19 protein-coding genes, 2 tRNA genes and 1 riboswitch are annotated in these 20833 nt (G+C 60.3%); of the genes, 16 read left to right on the top strand and 5 right to left on the bottom strand.

Annotation, left to right across the window (positions count from 1 at the left end; all coding sequences use genetic code 11):
- Positions 1-70 precede the first annotated feature (70 nt).
- Positions 71-1315: a cytochrome P450 gene (locus tag AC1DTN_RS21315; protein ID WP_113324453.1), complete on the bottom strand. Its 1245-nt coding sequence runs from the start codon at positions 1313-1315 to the stop codon at positions 71-73.
- A gap of 45 nt (positions 1316-1360) precedes the next feature.
- Entirely contained in the window at positions 1361-2614 is a 1254-nt protein-coding gene (locus AC1DTN_RS21310; RefSeq protein ID WP_113324452.1) for a GGDEF domain-containing protein, read from the bottom strand.
- A 382-nt stretch (positions 2615-2996) separates the two neighbouring features.
- On the opposite strand from AC1DTN_RS21310, the gene clpP reads away from it, so the two are divergent.
- Positions 2997-3626, top strand: coding sequence for an ATP-dependent Clp endopeptidase proteolytic subunit ClpP (clpP, locus tag AC1DTN_RS21305; protein WP_007819825.1), 630 nt, complete (start codon positions 2997-2999; stop codon positions 3624-3626).
- Positions 3627-3931: 305 nt separating this feature from the next.
- Positions 3932-5209 (top strand): ATP-dependent Clp protease ATP-binding subunit ClpX, encoded by a 1278-nt coding sequence (gene clpX, locus AC1DTN_RS21300; protein WP_477922487.1) that lies wholly within the window; start codon positions 3932-3934, stop codon positions 5207-5209.
- 53 nt (positions 5210-5262) lie between these two features.
- Here clpX and AC1DTN_RS21295 read toward each other — a convergent pair whose 3' ends face one another.
- Positions 5263-5646, bottom strand: a complete 384-nt coding sequence (locus tag AC1DTN_RS21295) for a hypothetical protein (protein WP_477922485.1) — start codon at positions 5644-5646, stop codon at positions 5263-5265.
- Between AC1DTN_RS21295 and lon the strand changes: the two genes are divergently transcribed.
- The 4 genes from lon (at position 5612) to AC1DTN_RS21275 (ending at position 12080) form a co-directional block, all read left to right on the top strand.
- Positions 5612-8032: an endopeptidase La gene (gene lon, locus AC1DTN_RS21290; protein ID WP_113324451.1), complete on the top strand. Its 2421-nt coding sequence runs from the start codon at positions 5612-5614 to the stop codon at positions 8030-8032. The two genes, AC1DTN_RS21295 and lon, sit on opposite strands and share 35 nt — an antisense overlap.
- A 207-nt stretch (positions 8033-8239) precedes the next feature.
- Positions 8240-8515, top strand: a complete 276-nt coding sequence (gene hupB / locus AC1DTN_RS21285; protein WP_003558438.1) for a DNA-binding protein HupB — start codon at positions 8240-8242, stop codon at positions 8513-8515.
- Between the two features lie 122 nt (positions 8516-8637).
- Positions 8638-8790, top strand: a riboswitch (FMN riboswitch).
- 83 nt (positions 8791-8873) lie between these two features.
- The gene (locus AC1DTN_RS21280; RefSeq protein ID WP_439014669.1) at positions 8874-9782 is read left to right on the top strand and encodes a DMT family transporter; all 909 of its coding nucleotides are present in this window, start codon (positions 8874-8876) and stop codon (positions 9780-9782) included.
- 96 nt (positions 9783-9878) lie between these two features.
- Entirely contained in the window at positions 9879-12080 is a 2202-nt protein-coding gene (locus AC1DTN_RS21275; RefSeq protein WP_439014670.1) for an esterase-like activity of phytase family protein, read from the top strand.
- Positions 12081-12160: 80 nt separating this feature from the next.
- On the opposite strand, the gene AC1DTN_RS21270 is transcribed toward AC1DTN_RS21275, so the two are convergent.
- Positions 12161-13060 carry a LysR family transcriptional regulator gene (locus AC1DTN_RS21270; protein ID WP_113324449.1) on the bottom strand — a complete coding sequence of 300 codons (900 nt, stop codon included), beginning with the start codon at positions 13058-13060 and terminating at the stop codon, positions 12161-12163.
- A gap of 103 nt (positions 13061-13163) precedes the next feature.
- Between AC1DTN_RS21270 and AC1DTN_RS21265 the strand changes: the two genes are divergently transcribed.
- Positions 13164-14153: a zinc-dependent alcohol dehydrogenase family protein gene (locus AC1DTN_RS21265; RefSeq protein WP_113324479.1), complete on the top strand. Its 990-nt coding sequence runs from the start codon at positions 13164-13166 to the stop codon at positions 14151-14153.
- Between the two features lie 72 nt (positions 14154-14225).
- Here the strand turns inward: AC1DTN_RS21265 and AC1DTN_RS21260 are convergent, their stop codons facing one another.
- Entirely contained in the window at positions 14226-15212 is a 987-nt protein-coding gene (locus tag AC1DTN_RS21260; RefSeq protein WP_310382960.1) for an aldo/keto reductase, read from the bottom strand.
- Positions 15213-15361: 149 nt separating this feature from the next.
- On the opposite strand from AC1DTN_RS21260, the gene AC1DTN_RS21255 reads away from it, so the two are divergent.
- From AC1DTN_RS21255 to AC1DTN_RS21215, 9 genes are all read left to right on the top strand, one after another.
- Positions 15362-15763, top strand: coding sequence for a (R)-mandelonitrile lyase (locus AC1DTN_RS21255; RefSeq protein WP_113324447.1), 402 nt, complete (start codon positions 15362-15364; stop codon positions 15761-15763).
- A gap of 334 nt (positions 15764-16097) precedes the next feature.
- Positions 16098-16174: transfer RNA gene (locus AC1DTN_RS21250), tRNA-Asp, on the top strand.
- Positions 16175-16247: 73 nt separating this feature from the next.
- A tRNA-Asp gene (locus tag AC1DTN_RS21245) sits at positions 16248-16324 on the top strand.
- Between the two features lie 248 nt (positions 16325-16572).
- Positions 16573-16938, top strand: a complete 366-nt coding sequence (locus tag AC1DTN_RS21240) for an NADH-quinone oxidoreductase subunit A (protein WP_113324478.1) — start codon at positions 16573-16575, stop codon at positions 16936-16938.
- Positions 16929-17513, top strand: a complete 585-nt coding sequence (locus AC1DTN_RS21235; RefSeq protein WP_477922481.1) for a NuoB/complex I 20 kDa subunit family protein — start codon at positions 16929-16931, stop codon at positions 17511-17513. The genes AC1DTN_RS21240 and AC1DTN_RS21235 overlap by 10 nt, the downstream gene beginning before the upstream one ends.
- An 18-nt stretch (positions 17514-17531) precedes the next feature.
- A complete protein-coding gene (locus AC1DTN_RS21230) occupies positions 17532-18134 on the top strand; it encodes an NADH-quinone oxidoreductase subunit C (protein ID WP_007823880.1) in 603 nt (200 codons plus the stop codon).
- A gap of 67 nt (positions 18135-18201) precedes the next feature.
- Entirely contained in the window at positions 18202-19392 is a 1191-nt protein-coding gene (locus tag AC1DTN_RS21225; RefSeq protein ID WP_113324446.1) for an NADH-quinone oxidoreductase subunit D, read from the top strand.
- Positions 19392-19664, top strand: coding sequence for a hypothetical protein (locus AC1DTN_RS21220; protein ID WP_113324445.1), 273 nt, complete (start codon positions 19392-19394; stop codon positions 19662-19664). The genes AC1DTN_RS21225 and AC1DTN_RS21220 overlap by 1 nt, the downstream gene beginning before the upstream one ends.
- A 16-nt stretch (positions 19665-19680) precedes the next feature.
- Complete coding sequence (locus tag AC1DTN_RS21215; protein WP_113324444.1) at positions 19681-20826, top strand: NADH-quinone oxidoreductase subunit E; 1146 nt, start codon at positions 19681-19683, stop codon at positions 20824-20826.
- The last annotated feature ends 7 nt before the right edge of the window (positions 20827-20833 follow it).

Here is a 20833-nt window from a genome sequence, read left to right as displayed (position 1 = left end):
CGGAACAGAAACGGCCGGCACGCGATGAGCTTGCCGGCCGTTTTCGTTTCCGAGTGTCGGATATGAAGGCTTACCAGACGAGATCCAGGCGATCGAGCCCGTGGAAGTGGTAGACGTCCTTGACGACGGGCGTCTTGGCAAGTTTGAGCCCCGGCAGGCGCTTGAACAGTATCGGCAGCACGACGTTGAGCTCCAGCCGCGCCAGCGGCGCGCCGATGCAGAAATGGATGCCGGCGCCGAATGAGAGATTGGGTGCCTCGTTGCGGTCGGGCTTGAAGGTGAGGGGATCGCTGAATTTCGCTGGATCGTGATTGGCGGCGGCCAGGATCATGCTCACCTTGTCGCCGCGCTTGAACGCGATGCCGTCGATCTCGGCGGGCTCGAGCGCCCAGCGCTGGAAGATGTGGACGGGCGCGCAGATGCGCAGTGACTCCTCGACGGTGCGCTCGGTGGCGGTTTCGTCGCGGAAAAGCTCAGCCGGGTTGTAGCCGCTATCCAGAATGATGCGCACCGAATTGCCGATCTGGTGGACCGTCGCTTCATGGCCGGCATTGAGCAGCACGATGGTCGTCGAGATGAGCTCGTCTTCCGTCAGGTACTGGCCCTTGTGCTCGGTATGGATCATATGTGTCAGCAGGTCGTCACGCGGTTCGGACCGGCGCACGGCAATGACCGTCTTCACATAATCGGAAAATTCCCGTGCCGCCTGCTCCGCAGCATCTTCGTCTGCACGGGTGCGCCCGAACATATACATGCGCACATAGGCATGTGACCACTTGAGGAGCTGCGGCCCCATTTCCTCGGGAATGCCGATCATGCGGGCGATCATCGTCACCGGGATGATATCGGCAAAGGCCGAAAGCAGCTCGACTTCGCCCTTGTCGGCAAAGGCGTCGATCAGCCTGTTGGTAAGTTCTTCGATTTCCGGCTTCATCTTCTCGACATGGCGCGAGACGAAGGCGCGGTTGACGAGGGTGCGCAGCCGCGTGTGTTCCGGCGGCTCCAGCTCCAGCAGCGAATAGCGCTCGGCGAGATCGAAGGCGGCGAGGTGCGGTTCAGGTTCGGGCAGGCCGAGCTCCTCGCGGCTGGCAATATGCAGGATCTGCCGGCCGAACCGGCGGTCGCGCAGCAGCCCGTTCACATGATCGTAGCCGGTGACGAACCACTGCTTCTGCTGTTCCCAGTAGAAGGTGGGACAATGGGCATGGAGCGCGGCATAGACCGCGTTCGGGTTGCCGTAGAAGGCCGGGTCGCTGCCGTCGAGCGACACATGGCGGGTGGCTGGATCGATCTTGAGGAAGGGCGGTATCATCATGGGCAGAGGCTTAGCGGATTTGCCTTGCCTCGAAAAGATGGCCACTCAGCCTGCGCGGGAAAGTACACCCATGCGGCGTAGTGCTTCCACCTGATCGTCGACCGTCGGCACGAGTTCGCCGGCATGGGAGTTCGGCTCGCCAGGCGCGGGTGCCGCCGCTTCTTCCTCGCCGAAGACGACCGTGCAGTTACGGCCGGCAGCTTTTGCCGAATAGAGCGCACGGTCGGCGGCCGACACCAGCCGGTCGATATTGGCTTCGATCGCCGAGGAAAGCGCGATGCCGACGCTGACGGTGGCGGGGATCAGTGCCTCGCCCGTGCTGACCGGCAGGCGGCAGAATTCGGCGCGGATCGATTCCGCCAACGCTTCGGCTTCCGTCTGGTCGCGGACGGTCACGAAGGCCGCGAATTCTTCGCCGCCCATGCGGCCGAAGATATTGTTCGGGATATACTGACGGGCAAGGCGGGCGAAGGCGGTGAGGACGGCATCGCCCGACTGATGGCCGAAACGGTCGTTGACGCGCTTGAAATGGTCGAGGTCAAAGAGGATGACACCGACCTGGTGCTGCTCGTCATGTGCCTTTTCCTGGATCTTGTCGAAATAGCCGAGCAGGCCGCGGCGGTTCAGCACGCCCGTCAGCGAATCCGTCAGCGTCAGGAAGCGCAGGTGACGTTCCGACCGTTCCATGATGAGGCGGCAGGTGAGCGCGAAGGCGATGGTGAGCAGGAAGGCGCTGGCCATGGCGGCCCCGCCGCTGAAATTCGTCGCCTGCTTATCCGAGGGCAGGATAAGCGCCATTGCCAGCGCCACGCCGAAGCAGAGGAAGGCCTGCAGCACAAAGACGGCCATCAGCATGATGCGCGTGCGTTCGCGATGGATATCGCCGGCGGCTATCGCCATGGCAAGCGCAGTGGCGCCGGTCGCCGAGGCGAGATTGTAGAGAATGACGCGGTTGGAATAATCCTCGTTGATCCACGGCAGGAAGACGCCTGCAAGCCAGATTACTGGCGGCAGAAGCGCCCACCATTCCATCTTCTTGCGGTCGAGCGCCAGGAAGCCGGCGACCCAGGCACTTTGTCCGAGCAGGGCGATGGCATTGCCGATCTCGATGGAAAGCAGGTCGGGGATTTCGCCGCGGACCGCAACCAGCGCAAAGCCGATGCCGCTGAACAGGAAGCCGAGCCCCCAATAAAGGTAGGCGCCGCTTTTCCGGTCGTGGCGCCAGGCCACGAACAGAACCAGAGCCAGCGTAAGGGCTTCGGAACACCAGATGGACAGACCTGTAGTGACATTGAACACGGCAGCAACCCCTTGAGAATTGGCCGCATCCTTGCCGAAGAAGCTCGCTGTTTGATTAATGGCACAGATCTGCGCTCGGCAATTTCGTCGATATCTGCCGGTAAGCTTTCCGCCCGGTAAATACCCGTGAGATCCATCGGGCGCGGTAAGCCTTCCTTCATCCTGTCGCAGAGAATAACTGTGAGAGCCAAAGGTCTGGCCTCGCCGTTAACAAGCGTTTGGGAGAAACGGGATAGGGAAATGTCAAAGCCATATGTCGCGCCTGCTTCTTAACGTTATCCTTATGCGTGTCTTGAAGAGGGGGGCTGGGACACTCTATGTAGGGACAAGGCATTTTTCTTTGATTCCCGGCTTTCGCCGGAAAGACGTTAAAAGGACGCACATGAGAAACCCAGTCGATACCGCTATGGCACTCGTGCCGATGGTTGTGGAACAGACCAATCGCGGTGAACGCTCCTACGACATCTATTCCCGCCTGCTCAAGGAACGCATCATCTTCCTGACGGGCCCTGTCGAGGACCATATGGCGACACTCGTCTGCGCCCAGCTTCTCTTCCTCGAGGCCGAAAACCCGAAGAAGGAAATCGCGCTCTACATCAATTCGCCGGGTGGTGTCGTCACTGCCGGCATGGCGATCTACGACACGATGCAGTTCATCAAGCCGGCCGTTTCGACGCTTTGCATCGGTCAGGCCGCTTCCATGGGCTCGCTGCTTCTGGCCGCCGGTCACAAGGACATGCGCTTCGCCACGCCGAATTCACGCATCATGGTCCATCAGCCTTCGGGCGGTTTCCAGGGTCAGGCATCGGACATCGAGCGCCACGCCCGCGACATCCTGAAGATGAAGCGCCGCCTCAACGAGGTGTATGTGAAGCACACGGGCCGTACCTATGAGGAAGTCGAAAAGACCCTTGACCGCGACCATTTCATGGATGCGGACGAGGCCCAGACCTGGGGCGTCATCGACAAGGTTCTGACCTCGCGCATCGAAATGGAAGGCGATCAGGCCTAGTAATTAATAGGGATGGTGTTTTCGCCGCCACAGTTCTATCCCATTTGTGATTGAACAAGGGGTTTCATCTGGCGGCGGAGACGCTAATAGTAACTATTAATGCTATGTTGAATTTTTGTGACATAGCATTCGGCATTCGAAGGGGAATTCGTTGCCGCCGGTACCCGGACATGATTGATTGGGCCCGGTTCGTACCCCCTGAAGCCCTTGTCGGCAGGAACTCCGGGTAGGGAGTGCTGCCAGGGAGCTGATTGAGTGGACCGTGATTTCGCGTTCGAAATGCGGCGTGCTGGAAGGAAAGTGATATGAGCAAGGTCAGCGGCAGCAACGGCGGCGACAGTAAGAACACCCTCTATTGTTCTTTCTGCGGAAAGAGCCAGCATGAAGTCCGGAAGCTTATTGCCGGACCGACCGTGTTCATCTGCGATGAATGCGTCGAGTTGTGCATGGACATCATCCGCGAGGAGAACAAGTCCTCGATGGTCAAGTCCCGTGACGGCGTCCCGACGCCCCAGGACATCATCAAGGTCCTCGACGAATATGTCATCGGCCAGCGTCAGGCGAAGAAGATCCTGTCGGTCGCCGTTCACAACCACTACAAGCGTCTCGCGCACGCCTCCAAGAACGGCGACGTCGAATTGGCGAAGTCGAACATCATGCTGGTTGGCCCGACCGGCTGCGGCAAGACCTATCTTGCCCAGACGCTCGCCCGCATCATCGACGTTCCCTTCACGATGGCCGATGCGACGACGCTGACGGAAGCCGGCTATGTCGGTGAAGATGTCGAAAACATCATTTTGAAGCTTCTGCAGGCTGCGGATTACAATGTCGAGCGCGCCCAGCGCGGCATTGTCTACATCGACGAAGTCGACAAGATCTCCCGCAAGTCCGACAACCCGTCSATCACCCGYGACGTATCGGGCGAGGGCGTGCAGCAGGCGCTTCTGAAGATCATGGAAGGCACGGTTGCTTCCGTACCGCCGCAGGGCGGCCGCAAGCATCCGCAGCAGGAATTCCTGCAGGTCGACACGACGAACATCCTGTTCATCTGCGGCGGCGCCTTTGCTGGCCTCGACAAGATCATTTCGGCTCGCGGCGAGAAGACCTCGATCGGCTTCGGCGCGACCGTTAAGGCACAGGACGACCGCCGCGTCGGCGAAGTGCTGCGCGAACTAGAGCCGGAAGACCTGGTCAAGTTCGGCCTSATCCCGGAATTCATCGGYCGTCTGCCGGTKMTSGCSACSCTGGAAGACCTCGATGAGGMYGCMCTGRTSMAGATCCTGWCCGAGCCGAAGAACGCCYTSRTCAAGCAGTAYCAGCGCCTGTTCGAGATGGAAGACGTGGAACTGTCCTTCCACGAGGACGCGCTGCGCGAAATCGCCCGCAAGGCGATCATCCGCAAGACCGGTGCTCGTGGCCTGCGTTCGATCATGGAAAAGATCCTGCTCGACACGATGTTCGAACTGCCGGCGCTGGAAGGCGTTCGTGAAGTCGTCATCTCCGAAGAGGTCGCACGCGGCTCGGCCCGTCCGCTGTATATCTACGCCGACCGCCAGGACGAGAAGGCAAACGTTTCGGCCTGAAGCTTGAGCTGAGAACCGTTATTTTAAGGGGCTTGCCTTGTGCAGGCCCCTTTCTATTTGAAAACAGGTGCCGGGCGCTGATAATAGTTGCGGGCAAGGTTGAAAACAGCCTTCGCCGATATTGCGCAAAGGATGACCCTTGGCAATGATGCTGTGATTCCGTAGCGTGTTGCTGGCGTTGTTATTTTAGGCGGTTCGGAAATGGTAAGCGTCGCTCCAGATAGGCGCTTCATTGTGTTGGCGTTCCATGTAATAAAGCTGTCACAACCGTGGAACGCGGGCGTTAACGTGGCTTGAAAAGCGTAGTCAGAACCTCCACTTGTAACAACAAGTGAGAGTGCCGGCCGGTCCCAAGCGGCCGCGCCAAAGAGCCCGGTAACGGGACGATGGAAAGGAATAAAAATGACGAAGAAAACGTCTGTAGCGAGCACCAGCACCGCCTATCCTGTTCTCCCCCTGCGCGACATCGTGGTATTCCCCCATATGATCGTCCCGCTGTTCGTCGGACGGGAAAAGTCGATCCGCGCGCTCGAAGAGGTCATGGGTTCCGACAAGCAGATCATGCTGGTCACCCAGATCAACGCCAGCGATGATGATCCGGACCCGTCAGCGATCCATCGCGTCGGTACGGTTGCGAACGTGCTGCAGCTCCTGAAGCTGCCTGACGGCACCGTAAAGGTTCTGGTCGAAGGCCGTGCCCGCGCCGAGATCGATACCTATACGAGCCGCGAGGATTTCTACGAAGCCCTCGGCCATGTGCTCGAAGAGCCGCATGACGATCCGGTCGAACTGGAAGCCTTGTCGCGTTCCGTCGTGTCGGAATTCGAGAGCTACGTGAAGCTCAACAAGAAGATTTCGCCCGAGGTTGTCGGTGCGGCCAGCCAGATCGACGACTATTCGAAGCTCGCCGATACGGTTGCTTCGCACCTGTCGATCAAGATCACCGAGAAGCAGGAGATGCTGGAAACCACCAGCGTCAAGGCTCGCCTCGAAAAGGCGCTTGGCTTCATGGAAGGCGAAATCTCGGTCCTGCAGGTCGAAAAGCGCATCCGCTCGCGCGTCAAGCGCCAGATGGAGAAGACCCAGCGCGAATACTACCTSAATGAGCAGATGAAGGCGATCCAGAAGGAACTCGGCGACGGCGAGGAAGGCCGCGACGAGATGAGCGAACTGGAAGAGCGCATCGCCAAGACCAAACTGTCCAAGGAAGCCCGTGAAAAGGCCGATGCGGAGCTGAAGAAGCTGCGCCAGATGAGCCCGATGTCGGCGGAAGCCACCGTCGTGCGCAACTATCTGGACTGGCTGCTCGGTATTCCCTGGGGCAAGAAGTCGAAGATCAAGGCCGATCTCAACAATGCCGAGAAGATCCTCGAAGCCGATCACTTCGGTCTCGAAAAGGTCAAGGAGCGCATCGTCGAGTATCTGGCGGTCCAGGCTCGTGCCACCAAGATCAAGGGTCCCATCCTGTGCTTGGTCGGCCCTCCGGGCGTCGGTAAGACCTCGCTCGCCCAGTCGATTGCCAAGGCAACCGGCCGTGAATATGTCCGCATGGCTCTCGGTGGCGTCCGTGACGAAGCCGAAATCCGCGGCCACCGCCGCACCTATATCGGTTCGATGCCCGGCAAGGTCATCCAGTCGATGAAGAAGGCGAAGAAGTCCAACCCGCTCTTCTTGCTCGATGAGATCGACAAGCTCGGCCAGGATTATCGCGGCGATCCGTCTTCGGCTTTGCTCGAGGTACTCGATCCGGCTCAGAACTCGACCTTCATGGACCACTACCTGGAAGTCGAATACGACCTGTCGGACGTGATGTTTATCACGACGGCGAATACGCTGAACATCCCGGCTCCGCTGATGGACCGCATGGAAATCATCCGTATCGCCGGCTACACCGAAGACGAAAAGCGCGAGATCGCCAAGCGGCACCTGCTGCCGAAGGCCATCAAGGAACATGCGCTGCAGCCGAGCGAATTCTCGGTCAGCGACGATGCCCTGATGGCGATCAGCCAGCATTATACCCGCGAAGCCGGTGTCCGTAACTTCGAACGCGAATTGATGAAGCTCGCCCGCAAGGCGGTCACAGAGATCATCAAGGGCAAGACGAAGTCGGTTCACGTCACGGCAGCGAATATCGACGATTATCTTGGCGTTCCGCGCTTCCGCCACGGCGAAGCCGAGCGTGAGGATCAGGTCGGCGTGGTCACGGGTCTTGCCTGGACGGAAGTTGGCGGCGAGTTGCTGACGATCGAAGGCGTCATGATGCCCGGCAAGGGCCGCATGACCGTCACCGGCAACCTGAAGGAAGTGATGAAGGAATCGATCTCGGCAGCGGCGTCTTACGTCCGCTCGCGCGCCGTCGATTTCGGCATCCAGCCGCCGCTCTTCGACAAGAGCGACATCCATGTGCACGTGCCGGAAGGCGCAACGCCGAAGGATGGTCCGTCTGCAGGTGTCGCGATGGCAACCGCGATCGTCTCGATCATGACTGGCATTCCGGTCAACAAGGATGTGGCAATGACGGGTGAAATCACCCTGCGCGGCCGTGTCCTGCCGATCGGCGGCCTGAAGGAAAAGCTGCTGGCCGCATTGCGCGGCGGCATCAAGAAGGTGCTGATTCCGGAAGAGAATGCCAAGGATCTGGCAGAGATTCCGGACAACGTGAAGAACAACATGGAGATCATTCCGGTCTCCCGCATGGGCGAAGTGATCAAGCATGCGCTGGTCCGTCGTCCCGAGCCGATCGAGTGGGATGGCACGGTGGAAACGCCCGTCATCGCGACTGTCGAAGGGCTCGATGATGCAGGTGCAGCCATCGCTCATTGAGCTTTGGCGGCCACATTTATGCCCAATTGTTGCAAATCCTGAAAAAGGCCGGCGGAAACGCCGGCCTTTTTTGTGAAAACGTCATGTAGACGCTTGCTTTTCCTTGATTTGCAGGGTTTTTGGGTTCTCGGCGGGCCTGATGAAAGCGATTTCTGCGCCTAGCTTACAGATTGAGTTGTTTCAAACCATTTAGAAAGGGGTGGAAACATGAACAAGAATGAACTCGTGTCCGCAGTAGCCGAAAAGGCTGGACTGACGAAGTCTGACGCAGCATCTGCCGTAGACGCAGTTTTTGATGTTGTGCAGGCCGAGCTGAAGAACAAGGGCGACATCCGTCTCGCTGGCTTCGGCAGCTTCACGGTTTCTCATCGCGCTGCCACGAAGGGTCGCAACCCGTCGACCGGCGCCGAAGTTGACATTCCGGCACGCAACGTGCCGAAGTTCACGCCCGGCAAGGGCCTGAAGGACGCCGTCAACGGCTGATACGAGATTGTCCGCCGGCCGTAAACGAGAACGGTCGCGCAGGATTTCGAGGGGGGTTCGGCATCGCCGGACCCCTTTTTGTTTTCGCCGCTTGCGGCATGCAGCGCTTTGTCTTACGACGGTGATGTTCTCAGGGCGGGGTGAAAGTCCCCACCGGCGGTAAGGGCTACGGCCTGAGCCCGCGAGCGCCTTCTCAAGCCTTGGTTTGGGAAGGGTCAGCAGATCCGGTGTGATTCCGGAGCCGACGGTTAGAGTCCGGATGAAAGAGAATGAGCATGGCCGCGCGCGGGCAGGGATCTGTCGGCGTCTGCGTTCTGTAGCCTCATGCGTCCTGATTTATGTTTGGTCCCTATTCCGGATGGAAGACATGAATCAGAATTCCCTTGCAGTTTCGCACTCCCGCGCCTTCGCCGGTGCAGCCTTCATGGTGCTTGGAGGCGTCGTCTTCTCGCTCCTCAATGTCGTCACCCAATGGCTCACGATGAAGCTTGCCTTCCCGGCGGCCTCCGCAGCCTTCTGGCAATATGGCTTCGCCTTCCTTTTCTCCTTGCCCTTCCTGCGCAAGGTTGGCCTTTCTGCCATGCGCACGGATTATCCCTGGCGGCATATCGTGCGTGTCGTCCTTGCCGCGCTCGGCGTCGAGGCTTGGGTCTCCGGCCTCGCCTCCGTGCCGATCTGGCAGGCGATCGCACTCGTCATGACCTCGCCCTTCTTCATCATTCTCGGCGCACGCCTTTTCCTCGGCGAGCGTGTTGGCCCCACTCGCTGGATGGCGACAGGTGTCGGCTTTATCGGCGCCATGATCATCCTCCAGCCATGGTCGGACAGCTTCACCTGGGCAGCACTTCTGCCTGTTATCTCGGCCCTGCTTTGGGGCGCCTCTTCGCTCATCACCAAGAGCCTGACCGGCATTGAGAAGCCGGAGACGATCACCGTGTGGCTGCTGGTGCTGCTGACGCCGATCAATGGCGGCCTGGCGCTCGCGGCGGGCTTTGTGGTGCCGACGGGCGCCGCACTTGCTCTCTTCCTTCTGGCAGGCCTCCTGACGGTCGTGGCGCAATATCTGCTGACGCTCGCCTATGCCAGTGCCGACGCTGCCTATGTGCAGCCTTTCGACGACCTGAAGCTGCCGCTGAACGTGCTCGCCGGCTGGCTTTTCTTCGGCTATGCGCCGGCTGGTTATCTGTGGCTCGGCGCTGCGCTTATCCTCGCCGCGTCGCTCTTCATCATGCGCAGCGAGATGCGTCGCGAACGGCAGGCGGCCTGACGCAAACCGTACAAAATGTCGCAGGCTGTCATGTGTCTGTCATGGCAGTCCCGCAAAAAACCTCTGTTCGATTTTTTCGACATTGGGGGATTTTCAATGACATTGTCTTCGCGCAAGGCAGCGCTCGCTGCCATGCTTTTTGCATCCGTTGCCTTCCCGGCAGCGGCCGAGCCGGTTTTCAACCGCATCGCCTCTTTCCCGGTCGCGACCAACCTGCCGGCTGACAAGGACAAGCTTTCGGCCACCTCGGCCGAAATCATTACCGCTTCGCAGGATGGTAACACGCTGATCTACAGCGACAGTCCGCTCGGCGCGATTGGCTTCATCGACATCACCGATGCCAAAGCGCCCAAGGCCGGCGGCGCGCTGATGATGGACGGTGAACCGACCTCGGTCACGACTGCAGCCGGCAAGGCGCTCGTCGCCGTCAACACCGGCGAAAGCAAGCAGAAGCCGTCAGGCCGTCTGGCGATCGTCGATATCGCCGGTAAGAAGATCGATGCCACCTGCGATCTCGGCGGCCAGCCTGATTCGATCGCCCTCAACAAGGATAGGACGCTCGGCACTATCGCGATCGAAAACGAGCGCGACGAAGATGTCAACGACGGCAAGATCCCGCAGATGCCGGCAGGCGACCTCGTCGTCTTCCAGGTCAAGACCGACGGTACCGTCGATTGTGGCACAATCAAGCACGTTGCCCTGGCCGGTCTCGCCGGCGTTGCACCCGAGGATCCGGAGCCGGAATTCGTTGCCTTCAACAGCCAGAACGAAATCGCCCTGACCCTGCAGGAAAATAACGAGATCATCATCCTCGACGGCGCGACCGGCACGGTGAAGACGCATTTCACCGCCGGCACCGTTGATCTCACCGGCATCGACACCAAGCGTGACGGCGCCCTGAAATTTACCGGCGAGAAGAAGGGCGTCCATCGCGAGCCCGACGCTGTGAAGTGGCTGGACGACAACCGTCTCGTCGTCGCCAACGAAGGCGATTATGAAGGCGGTTCGCGCGGCTTCACCATCTTCGACAAGACCGGCAAGGTCCTCTTCGAATCCGGCAGCTCCTTCGAGCGTGCCGTCGCCGCGCTCGGCCACTATCCGGAAAGCCGCTCCTCGTCGAAGGGCGTCGAGCCGGAAGGTCTCGAAGCGGCCAAGTTCGGCACTGACAACCTGTTCTTCCTGCTCGCCGAGCGCGCTTCCGTCGTCGGCGTCTACAAGGACACGGGCGCCGATCCGGAACTGCTGCAGATCCTGCCGTCGGGTATTTCTCCGGAAGGCGCGATCGCCATTCCGCAGCGTAACCTGCTTGCGACCGCCAATGAACTCGACCTCGGCAAAGACGGCGGTGCGCGTTCGCACGTGATGATCTACGAGCGCCGCGAAGGCGAGAAGGCCTATCCGCACATTGTCTCCGCCGAGAAGGACGGCAATCCGATCGGCTTTGCAGCCCTTTCGGGCCTCGCCGCCGTTCCGGGCAAGCCGGGCATGCTCTACGCCGTCAGCGACAGCGTCCTCGGTTCGCAGCCGACGATCTACACGATCGACGCCACCAAGAAGCCGGCCGTCATCACCGATGCGCTGGTCGTCAAGCGTGACGGCGCTCCGGCTCAGAAGCTCGATATCGAAGGCATCGCTGTTGCCGCCGACGGCTCCTTCTGGCTGGCTTCGGAAGGCTATACCGAGCGCCTGGTTCCGCATGCGCTCTACAATGTTACCGCCAAGGGCGACATCAAGACCGAGATCGCCCTGCCGAAGGAGTTGCTCGCCAACGAAATCCGCTACGGCTTCGAAGGTGTCACGATCATCGGTACCGGCGACGATACAACGCTGTGGATGGCCGTTCAGCGCGAGTGGAACGACGACGAGAAGGGCTTTGTGAAGCTCCTCTCCTATAACCCCAAGAAGAAGGAATGGGGCGGCGTCCGCTATCCGCTTGATAAGACCGAGAGCGGCTGGGTCGGCCTCTCCGAAATCACCGCTCAGGGCGACAGCGTCTACATCATCGAGCGCGACAACCTCGTCGGCGATGCGGCCAAGCTGAAGAAGCTCTATAAGGTCGCAATCTCCGACCTGAAGCCCGGCAAGCTCGGGGCCGAACTGCCGGTCGTCAAGAAGACGGAAGCCCATGATTTCATCGGCGACCTGAAGTCGGCCACCAATGGCTATGTTCTCGACAAGCTGGAAGGTTTCGCCTTCGACGCATCAGGCAAGGCCTATGCTGTGACCGACAATGACGGTGTGAGCGACTCCTCGGGCGAAACCCTGTTCTTCCCGGTCAACCTGACCGCTACGAACTGAGTTCGCATTCCCGCGAAATGGAAAGGCCGGGTTTTGCCCGGCCTTTTCTTTGGCTCAATCACACTGACGACCCGACGGACCTAGACCATGAATTTGGGCAGTGCGGCCGCCAATGCGTCGACGGCAAGACGGATCCTGAGCGGCAGGTGCGGTGTCTGCAGCCAAAGCGCATGGCAGTCATAGAGAAACTCCGGCTGACCCGGCAGCAGCACTTCCAGCGCTCCAGCCTGCACGCGGTCGCGGATGAGCCAGTAAGGCAGCCAGGCAAGCCCCATGCCGGCCGTTGCCGCATCTGCAATTGCATCGAGATCATCGAGCCGCAATCGGCTGTTCGGCCGAACTTCCACCGGAGGCTGGTCGCCATGCGGGAAGAGCCATGGGCTGAAGCGGGCAGAGCGTGCGTAGATGATCGCATTGTGCCTGCCGATATCTTCGATCTGCTCAGGTCTACCATGCGCATCGAGATAGCTCGCTGAGGCGCAGACCACCATGCGCTGGCGCGCGACGCGGCGCGCGATAATGCCTGACCTGTCTGCCAGTTCGCCGGTCCGGATCGCGAGATCGTAACCGTCATCGGCGAGATCGGTAATGGGATCGCTGAGCGACAGATCGAGTTCGAGGTTCGGATATCGCTTTGCAAGCTCGATCAGAACCGGAAGCACGCAATGACGCCCAAAATGCACGGGCATGGTGACACGCAGCTTGCCGCATGGTTCGGAAAGATGATCGATCGCGAGCGCATCCGCCGCCTCCGTCTCGGCAAGGATCATCCGACAGCGCTCATAATAGGCGCGCCCAAAATCCGTCAGGCTCTGGCGGCGTGTCGTCCGGCTGATAAGGCTGACCCCCAATCGCTCTTCCAGAAAGCGGATGTGCTTGCCGACCATGGGGCCAGATAGGCCGAGTGCTGCTGCCGCTGCCGCAAATGAGCCCAGATCCACGGCCTTCACGAAGACGGTCATGCTGGTGAGACGATCCATATTGCAAACCCATAGTTTCTTCTGTCTTGCTTTCTGGCGAATTTATCTTCTGTCGTCCGCTTGTCATAGCTCATTCGGTTCAATTGTTTTGGAGTCGATGGAAATGGCACGCATAATCCGCTTTCACGAGCTGGGTGGTCCCGAGGTTCTTCGCATCGAGGATGTAAATGTACCGGCACCCGGGCCGGGGCAGGTTCAAATCCGCGTCAAGGCGCTGGGCATCAACAGAGCCGAGGCGCTGCTCCGGTCCGGCAACTACATCGAGACTGCGCCTTTGCCATCTGGGCTGGGCCTCGAAGCGGCCGGCATCGTCGAGGCGGTAGGCGAGGGCGTGGATGGCTTTGCGCCGGGTGACGGCGTCAGCATCATTCCGCCGATCTCCATGGTGCGCACACCGGCTTATGGCGAACTGGTCGCATTTCCCGCTGAATACGTAGTCAGGCACCCGCCGTCGCTCTCCTGGGTGGCGGCAGCCGCGATTTGGATGCAATATCTCACGGCCTATGGCGCTCTTATCGATATTGCTCGGCTGCAGAAGGGTGATTTCATTGCCGTTACCGCGGCATCGAGCAGCGTGGGGCTTGCTGCGATCCAGATCGTCAACATGGTGGGTGCCACGCCGATCGCGATCACGAGGACCGCGGCGAAACGTCAGTCATTGCAGGATGTCGGTGCCGCGCATGTCATTGCATCGCAGGAGGAGGACCTTGAAATGCGGCTGAGGGAAATCGCCGGGGCGGACGGTGTGCGGGTCGTCTTCGACGCCGTGGCAGGCCCGATCTTCGGACCGCTGACGGCAGCAATGTCATCGGGCGGCATTCTCATCGAATATGGCGGACTGAGCTCGGCGCCGACGCCCTTTCCTCTGCCTGCCGTGCTCGGAAAATGTCTGACGCTGCGCGGCTATCTCGTTCACGAAATCACCCGCGATCCGGCCCGGCTGGACGCGGCAAAGCGGTTTATTCTGGAAGGGTTCGCATCCGGTGCTCTCAAACCCGTCATATCAAGGACATTCCCCTTCGAGCAGATCGTCGAGGCGCACCGCTTCCTGGAATCGAACGAGCAGTTCGGCAAGATTGTCGTAACGGTGTGATCCAGCACGGGCCGGATGGATAGATCAGGCCCGGCCGTCTTGGCCGGCCGGGCCTGAGCAATCAGTCAGGGCCTACCAGCGCTGATGGACATGCGGTGCGATCAGTCGCTTGTAAATCTCGCGTGTCGCCGCCATGACGTCAGCCGAGAGCGGCGCAAGATCGGCGGCGGCCGCATTGGCCTTGGCCTGCTCGGCATTGCGTGCGCCGGGGATGACGACCGTGACGGCCTCTGCCATCAGGATCCAGCGCAGCGCAAAGGCGGCCATGCTCGCACCCGCCGGCACCAGTTTGCGTACTTCCTCGACGGCCTGCAGGCCGACCTCGAAGGGCACGCCCGAGAAGGTCTCGCCGACATCGAAGGCTTCGCCATTTCGGTTGAAGTTGCGGTGGTCGTCGCTTGCGAACTTCGTGTCGCGGGTGATCTTGCCGGAGAGCAGGCCGCTGGCGAGCGGCACGCGGGCGATGATCGCCACGTTCTTGCGGCGGGCTTCGCTGAAGAACAGATGATCGGGACGCTGGCGGAAGATGTTGTAGATGATCTGGATGCTGACGACGCCGGGATATTCGATCGCTTTCAGTGCTTCCTCGACCTTCTCGACGCTGACGCCGTAGCCCTTGATCTTGCCGGCCTTCTGCAGCTCGTCCAGACCTGCGAAGACTTCCGGGCGATAGAGCACTTCCGTCGGCGGGCAGTGGAGCTGCACGAGATCGAGGCTGTCGACCTGCAGGTTTTTCAGGCTGCGGTCGATGAAGCCTTCCAGATTGGCCTTGGTGTAGCCATCAGCGACATGCGGGTTCAGACGGCGGCCGGCCTTGGTCGCGACCATCGGGCGTTCACCGCCGCGCGCCTTCAGCACTTCGGCAATGATCTTTTCGGAACGGCCGTCGCCATAGACGTCGGCGGTATCGATGAAGGTCATGCCGGCGTCGAGCGCGGCATTCAAGGCAGCGCGGCCGTCCGCTTCGCTGACATCGCCCCAGGAGCCGCCGATCTGCCAGGCGCCGAAGCCCACATCGGTGACGGTAAAGGGCAGGCGGCCAAAAGCATGATGTTTCATGGAAATCCTCCGTTCGTGATGAAAGGCCCTCGCAGTAGCAGGCGCCGGGTAGGGCGGCAATTGCCGATGGCGCTTGGATCGCCTGCTGCGATCAAATATCCTTGTCCACGACGGCTTCAACCGCAGACGACGGAAGAACAGGAAAGATCATGGATATCAAGGCTACAGGCTCGCGCCCTTCCACGAAGGGCCAGGCCGATTATTTCACCGGCTCAGTTCGTCTCGATCCGCTCGTCGAGGCGCCGGAGCCGGCGCGCGTGCGGGGCACTCACGTGACCTTCGAGCCGGGCGCGCGCACTGCCTGGCATACGCACCCCCTGGGGCAGACGCTGATCGTTACGTCAGGCAGAGGCCTCGCTCAGACATGGGGCGGGGAAATCAGGGAAATCCGCCCGGGTGATGTTGTGTGGTTCCCGCCGGGCGAGAAGCACTGGCATGGCGCAAGCCCCGAGACCGCCATGAGCCATATCGCCATCCAGGAAGCATTGAACGGCAGCGTCGCCGACTGGCTGGAGCAGGTCAGCGACGAGCAATATGCTGGCAAGGCCTGAGGCGGCTGCCCGACTTCAGGCTCTGAGAGAGCGCATGCGATTCGAGCTTCCGTTGCGAAGCTCTGTCGCGGGCCGAGGCGTTTCAGGCATCCCCACCGCATCCGTGCGGGCTGCTTGTGGAAAACCTGACGCAACGGATATGAGGTCCGCAGGCAAAGCAGAATCGCCGATTTGCCGGGAGGATCGAGAAGGCTTTCCGAAACAATTTCAGGACTGTCATGGTTTTGTCTCCAAACCTGCTTGACACTAAAAGGCGAACCCCTTAGTTAGCCGCTCATCCCAACGGCCAGCCCGTTTGGAGAAGGTGCTCAGGCACCGGATTGCTTGAAAGAATGCGGGTGTAGCTCAGTCGGTTAGAGTGCCGGCCTGTCACGCCGGAGGTCGCGGGTTCGAGCCCCGTCACTCGCGCCATTTCAAAGCAGGCGTCAATTTGACGCCGTCTGTCCGGTTGCGTGGTATCCTCACGGTCCGAAAGGTCCAATGCGCGGGTGTAGCTCAGTCGGTTAGAGTGCCGGCCTGTCACGCCGGAGGTCGCGGGTTCGAGCCCCGTCACTCGCGCCATTTATCTCCGAAAAGCCATGCAGTTTCCGAGGGTCAGCCATGCGGCCTTCCACGACATTTGCGGATTTGTCGCGACATCGTTGCATCTGCTTGATAATGTCCGTCTCACGCTGTTCGAATAGCTTCTGTAAAAGTCTTGCGCCGGGGCTCCGGCTGCGCTAACCACGGCTTGTTGCAACGCACGTTCGCTTGCCGGGCATTTGCCCAGTTGCGCCGCCAGGCGCCGCCCGCAAGCAGGGATGAACATGATGACTGAACTGCTCAGTTCCTATATTCCGATCGCTATCTTCATCGGCATCGCGCTCGTTATCGGCCTGGCGCTTCTCATTGCGCCGTTTGCCGTTGCCTTCAAGGCGCCCGATTCGGAAAAGCTTTCGGCTTATGAATGCGGCTTCAACGCATTCGACGACGCTCGCATGAAGTTCGACATCCGCTTCTATCTCGTGTCGATTCTCTTCATCATCTTCGACCTTGAAGTCGCTTTCCTCTTCCCGTGGGCCATTTCCTTCGGCGCCATCGGCTGGTTCGGCTTCTGGTCCATGATGGTCTTCCTTTTCGTGCTGACCATCGGCTTTATCTATGAATGGAAGAAGGGAGCCCTGGAATGGGAGTAGCCCCCGCTAGCAATCAGACGCTCGTAGCGCAGCAGCCGARGGGGATTATCGATCCCTCCACCGGCAAGCCGATCGGCAGCAACGACGCGTTCTTCGGCGAGATCAACAACGAGCTCGCCGACAAGGGTTTTCTCGTCACCTCGACCGATGAGCTGATCAACTGGGCCCGTACCGGCTCGCTGATGTGGATGACCTTCGGTCTTGCCTGCTGCGCCGTCGAAATGATGCAGCTCTCCATGCCGCGTTACGACGTCGAGCGTTTCGGCTTCGCCCCGCGTGCCTCGCCGCGCCAGTCCGACGTCATGATCGTCGCCGGCACGCTGACCAACAAGATGGCGCCTGCGCTCCGCAAGGTCTACGACCAGATGCCCGAGCCGCGTTACGTCATCTCCATGGGCTCCTGCGCCAATGGCGGCGGCTACTACCACTATTCCTATTCGGTCGTGCGCGGTTGCGACCGCGTCGTGCCGATCGATATCTACGTGCCGGGCTGTCCCCCCACGGCGGAGGCGCTGCTTTACGGCGTGCTTCTGCTGCAGAAGAAGATCCGCCGCACCGGCACGATCGAACGCTAAGGGTAAGGACAGAGAATTATGAGCGAAGCCCTTACTGAGCTTTCGTCGTACCTTTCGGAAGCGCGTGGCAACCTGATTGCCGCCTCACAGCTCAAATATGGCGAGCTGACGCTGACGACGACTGGCGATAACCTTATTCCGCTGCTGACCTTCCTGCGCGATGACGCCAAATGCGGCTTCGTCAACCTGACGGATATTTGCGGCGTCGACTGGCCGCAGCGCGAACTGCGCTTCGATGTCGTCTATCATATTCTGTCTCCGAAGCAGAACCTGCGCATCCGCGTGAAGGTGGCGACCGACGAGGATACGCCGGTTCCGTCCGCCTGCGCCGTTTATCCGGGCGCCGACTGGTTCGAGCGCGAGACCTGGGACATGTACGGGGTGCTCTTCACCGGCCACCCGGACCTGCGCCGGATCCTGACCGACTACGGTTTCGAAGGCCATCCGCTGCGCAAGGACTTCCCGACGACCGGTTTCGTTGAAGTTCGCTACGACGATGCGGCAAAGCGCGTCGTTTACGAACCTGTCGAACTGAAGCAGGAATTCCGCAATTTCGATTTCTTGTCCCCTTGGGAAGGCACGGAATATGTGCTGCCGGGCGACGAAAAGGCGAAGCAGTAAGTTTGAGGCGTGTGGCGGGCCGAAAGCCTGCTGTTCACTGACTACCTGAAAAAGCGAGCCCATCGCCATGACCGAACATAACGTCCGTAACTTCAACATCAATTTCGGGCCGCAGCATCCGGCAGCGCACGGCGTTCTGCGTCTTGTGCTGGAGCTTGACGGCGAAATCGTGGAGCGCGTCGATCCGCATATCGGCCTGCTGCACCGCGGTACCGAAAAGCTGATCGAGACCAAGACCTATCTGCAGGCCGTTCCCTACTTCGACCGCCTCGACTACGTGGCGCCGATGAACCAGGAACATGCCTATGCGATGGCGGTCGAAAAGCTGCTCGGCATCGAGATCCCGATTCGCGGCCAGCTCATCCGCGTGCTCTACTCGGAAATCGGTCGTATTCTGTCGCACCTGCTGAACGTCACGACGCAGGCCATGGACGTCGGTGCGCTGACGCCGCCGCTTTGGGGCTTCGAAGAGCGCGAAAAGCTGATGGTGTTCTATGAGCGTGCTAGCGGCTCACGCATGCACGCCGCTTACTTCCGTCCGGGCGGTGTCCATCAGGACCTGCCGGAAGAGCTCGTGCAGGATATCGGCAAGTGGTGCGACCAATTCCCGGGCAAGCTCGACGATATCGACGACCTTCTGACCGGCAACCGCATCTTCAAGCAGCGTAACGTCGATATCGGTGTCGTCTCGCTGGAAGATTGCTGGGCCTGGGGCTTCTCGGGCGTCATGGTGCGCGGTTCGGGCGCTGCCTGGGACCTGCGCCGCGCGCAGCCCTATGAATGCTACTCGGATCTCGAGTTCGACATTCCGATCGGCAAGAACGGCGACAACTACGATCGTTACCTGATCCGCATGATCGAGATGCGCGAATCGGTGAAGATCATGAAGCAGTGCGTGAACCGCCTGCTCGGTGATGCCAAGGCGGGACCGTTCTCCTCGATCGACGGCAAGGTCGTTCCGCCGAAGCGCGGCGAGATGAAGCGGTCGATGGAAGCGCTGATCCACCACTTCAAGCTTTATACCGAAGGCTATCACGTTCCGGCCGGCGAAGTTTATGCTGCCGTCGAAGCGCCAAAGGGTGAGTTCGGCGTCTACCTCGTCTCCGACGGCACCAACAAGCCTTACCGCTGCAAGATCCGCGCTCCGGGTTATGCACACCTGCAGGCGATGGACTTCATGTGCCGTGGCCACCAGCTTGCCGACGTCGCGGCCGTTCTCGGCTCGCTCGACATCGTGTTCGGCGAGGTGGACCGCTGATGCAGGCTCTGCCGCTCGCAGCCGCACTTCTTCTTTCGGCTTCCTCCGCCTTTGCGCAGGATGCCGGAAAGCTCGGCACGCCGCTGGGCCATGAGGAAGCGCAGCCGCCGGCAGAGCAATCGTCCATGGGCGATCTTTTGTCCAAGGGCTATCAAATCAAGGCCGCCGTGCCGAATGGCGGCAAGTTCGTGGTGTTTATGCAAAAAGACCAGTCGGCCTATGCCTGTGAAATGCAGTCTTTGACTGCTTCGCGGTGTGGAACGCTAAACTGACAAGGCGTGAGGAAGAATGTCCGTTCGTCGATTAGCCGAAGATCAATTCCAGCCGGCCGCATTCGCTTTCAGCGATGAAAATGCGGTCTGGGCGGAAAAGACGATTCAGAAATATCCCGCAGGCCGTCAGCAGTCCGCGGTTATTCCGCTGTTGATGCGTGCGCAGGAGCAGGATGGTTGGGTCACCCGTCCGGCGATCGAAAAGATCGCCGACATGCTGGACATGGCCTATATCCGTGTCCTCGAAGTCGCGACCTTCTATACCCAATTCCAGCTTCATCCCGTCGGCACCCGCGCTCACGTGCAGGTCTGCGGCACGACGCCCTGCATGCTGCGCGGTTCGGAAAAGCTGATGGGGGTCTGCCGCAGCAAGATCCACCAGCATCCGTTCGAGCGCAACGCCGAGGGCACGCTCTCCTGGGAAGAGGTCGAATGTCTCGGGGCCTGCGTCAACGCTCCGATGGTGATGATCGGCAAGGATACCTACGAGGATCTGACGCCGGAGCGCCTGGAAGAAATCATCGATACGTTCGCGGCAGGAAATGGGGCGAGCGTCAAGGTCGGCCCGCAGATCGACCGTCACCTGTCCTCACCCGAAGGTGGCCCGACGACCCTGCTGGACGATGTTGCTGTCAGCCGCACTGGGGTTAAGAAGGCCCCGGCTGCCGCGCCTGTCGACGGCGCGCCGGTTCCGCCCTCCGAGGCCGCTCGCCCGAAGAGCACCGATGCAGAGACCAACGCGTCGCTGAAGACGCCGGCAACGTCTCCCAAGGCATCGGCCAAGAACGCGAAGGCTGCCGAAGTTCAGCCGCTGTCCGGTACGGCTGCTTCCGAACCCGCGCCGAAACCTGTTGCTGAAGCCGTTGTAAAGCCGTCGCTGACCGACAAGAATCGCCCGGCCGGCATCGAAAAGCCCGCCGCTCCCGATGATCTCAAGATGATTTCCGGCGTTGGTCCGAAGATCGAAGCAACGTTGAACGAAATCGGCATTTTCACCTTCTCGCAGATCGCGGGTTGGAAGAAGGCCGAACGCGAATGGGTCGATGGTTTCCTGAATTTCCGCGGCCGCATCGAGCGCGATGACTGGGTCAAGCAGGCCAAGGCGCTCGCCAAGGGCGGCGAAGCGGAATATATCAAGGTCTTCGGCAAGAAGCCGCGGTAAGAGGTGT

Source organism: Rhizobium sp. 01T444 (assembly GCF_056398305.1).
The sequence above is the reverse complement of the archived record's forward strand: the minus strand, read 5'-3'. Positions and strand labels throughout refer to the sequence as shown.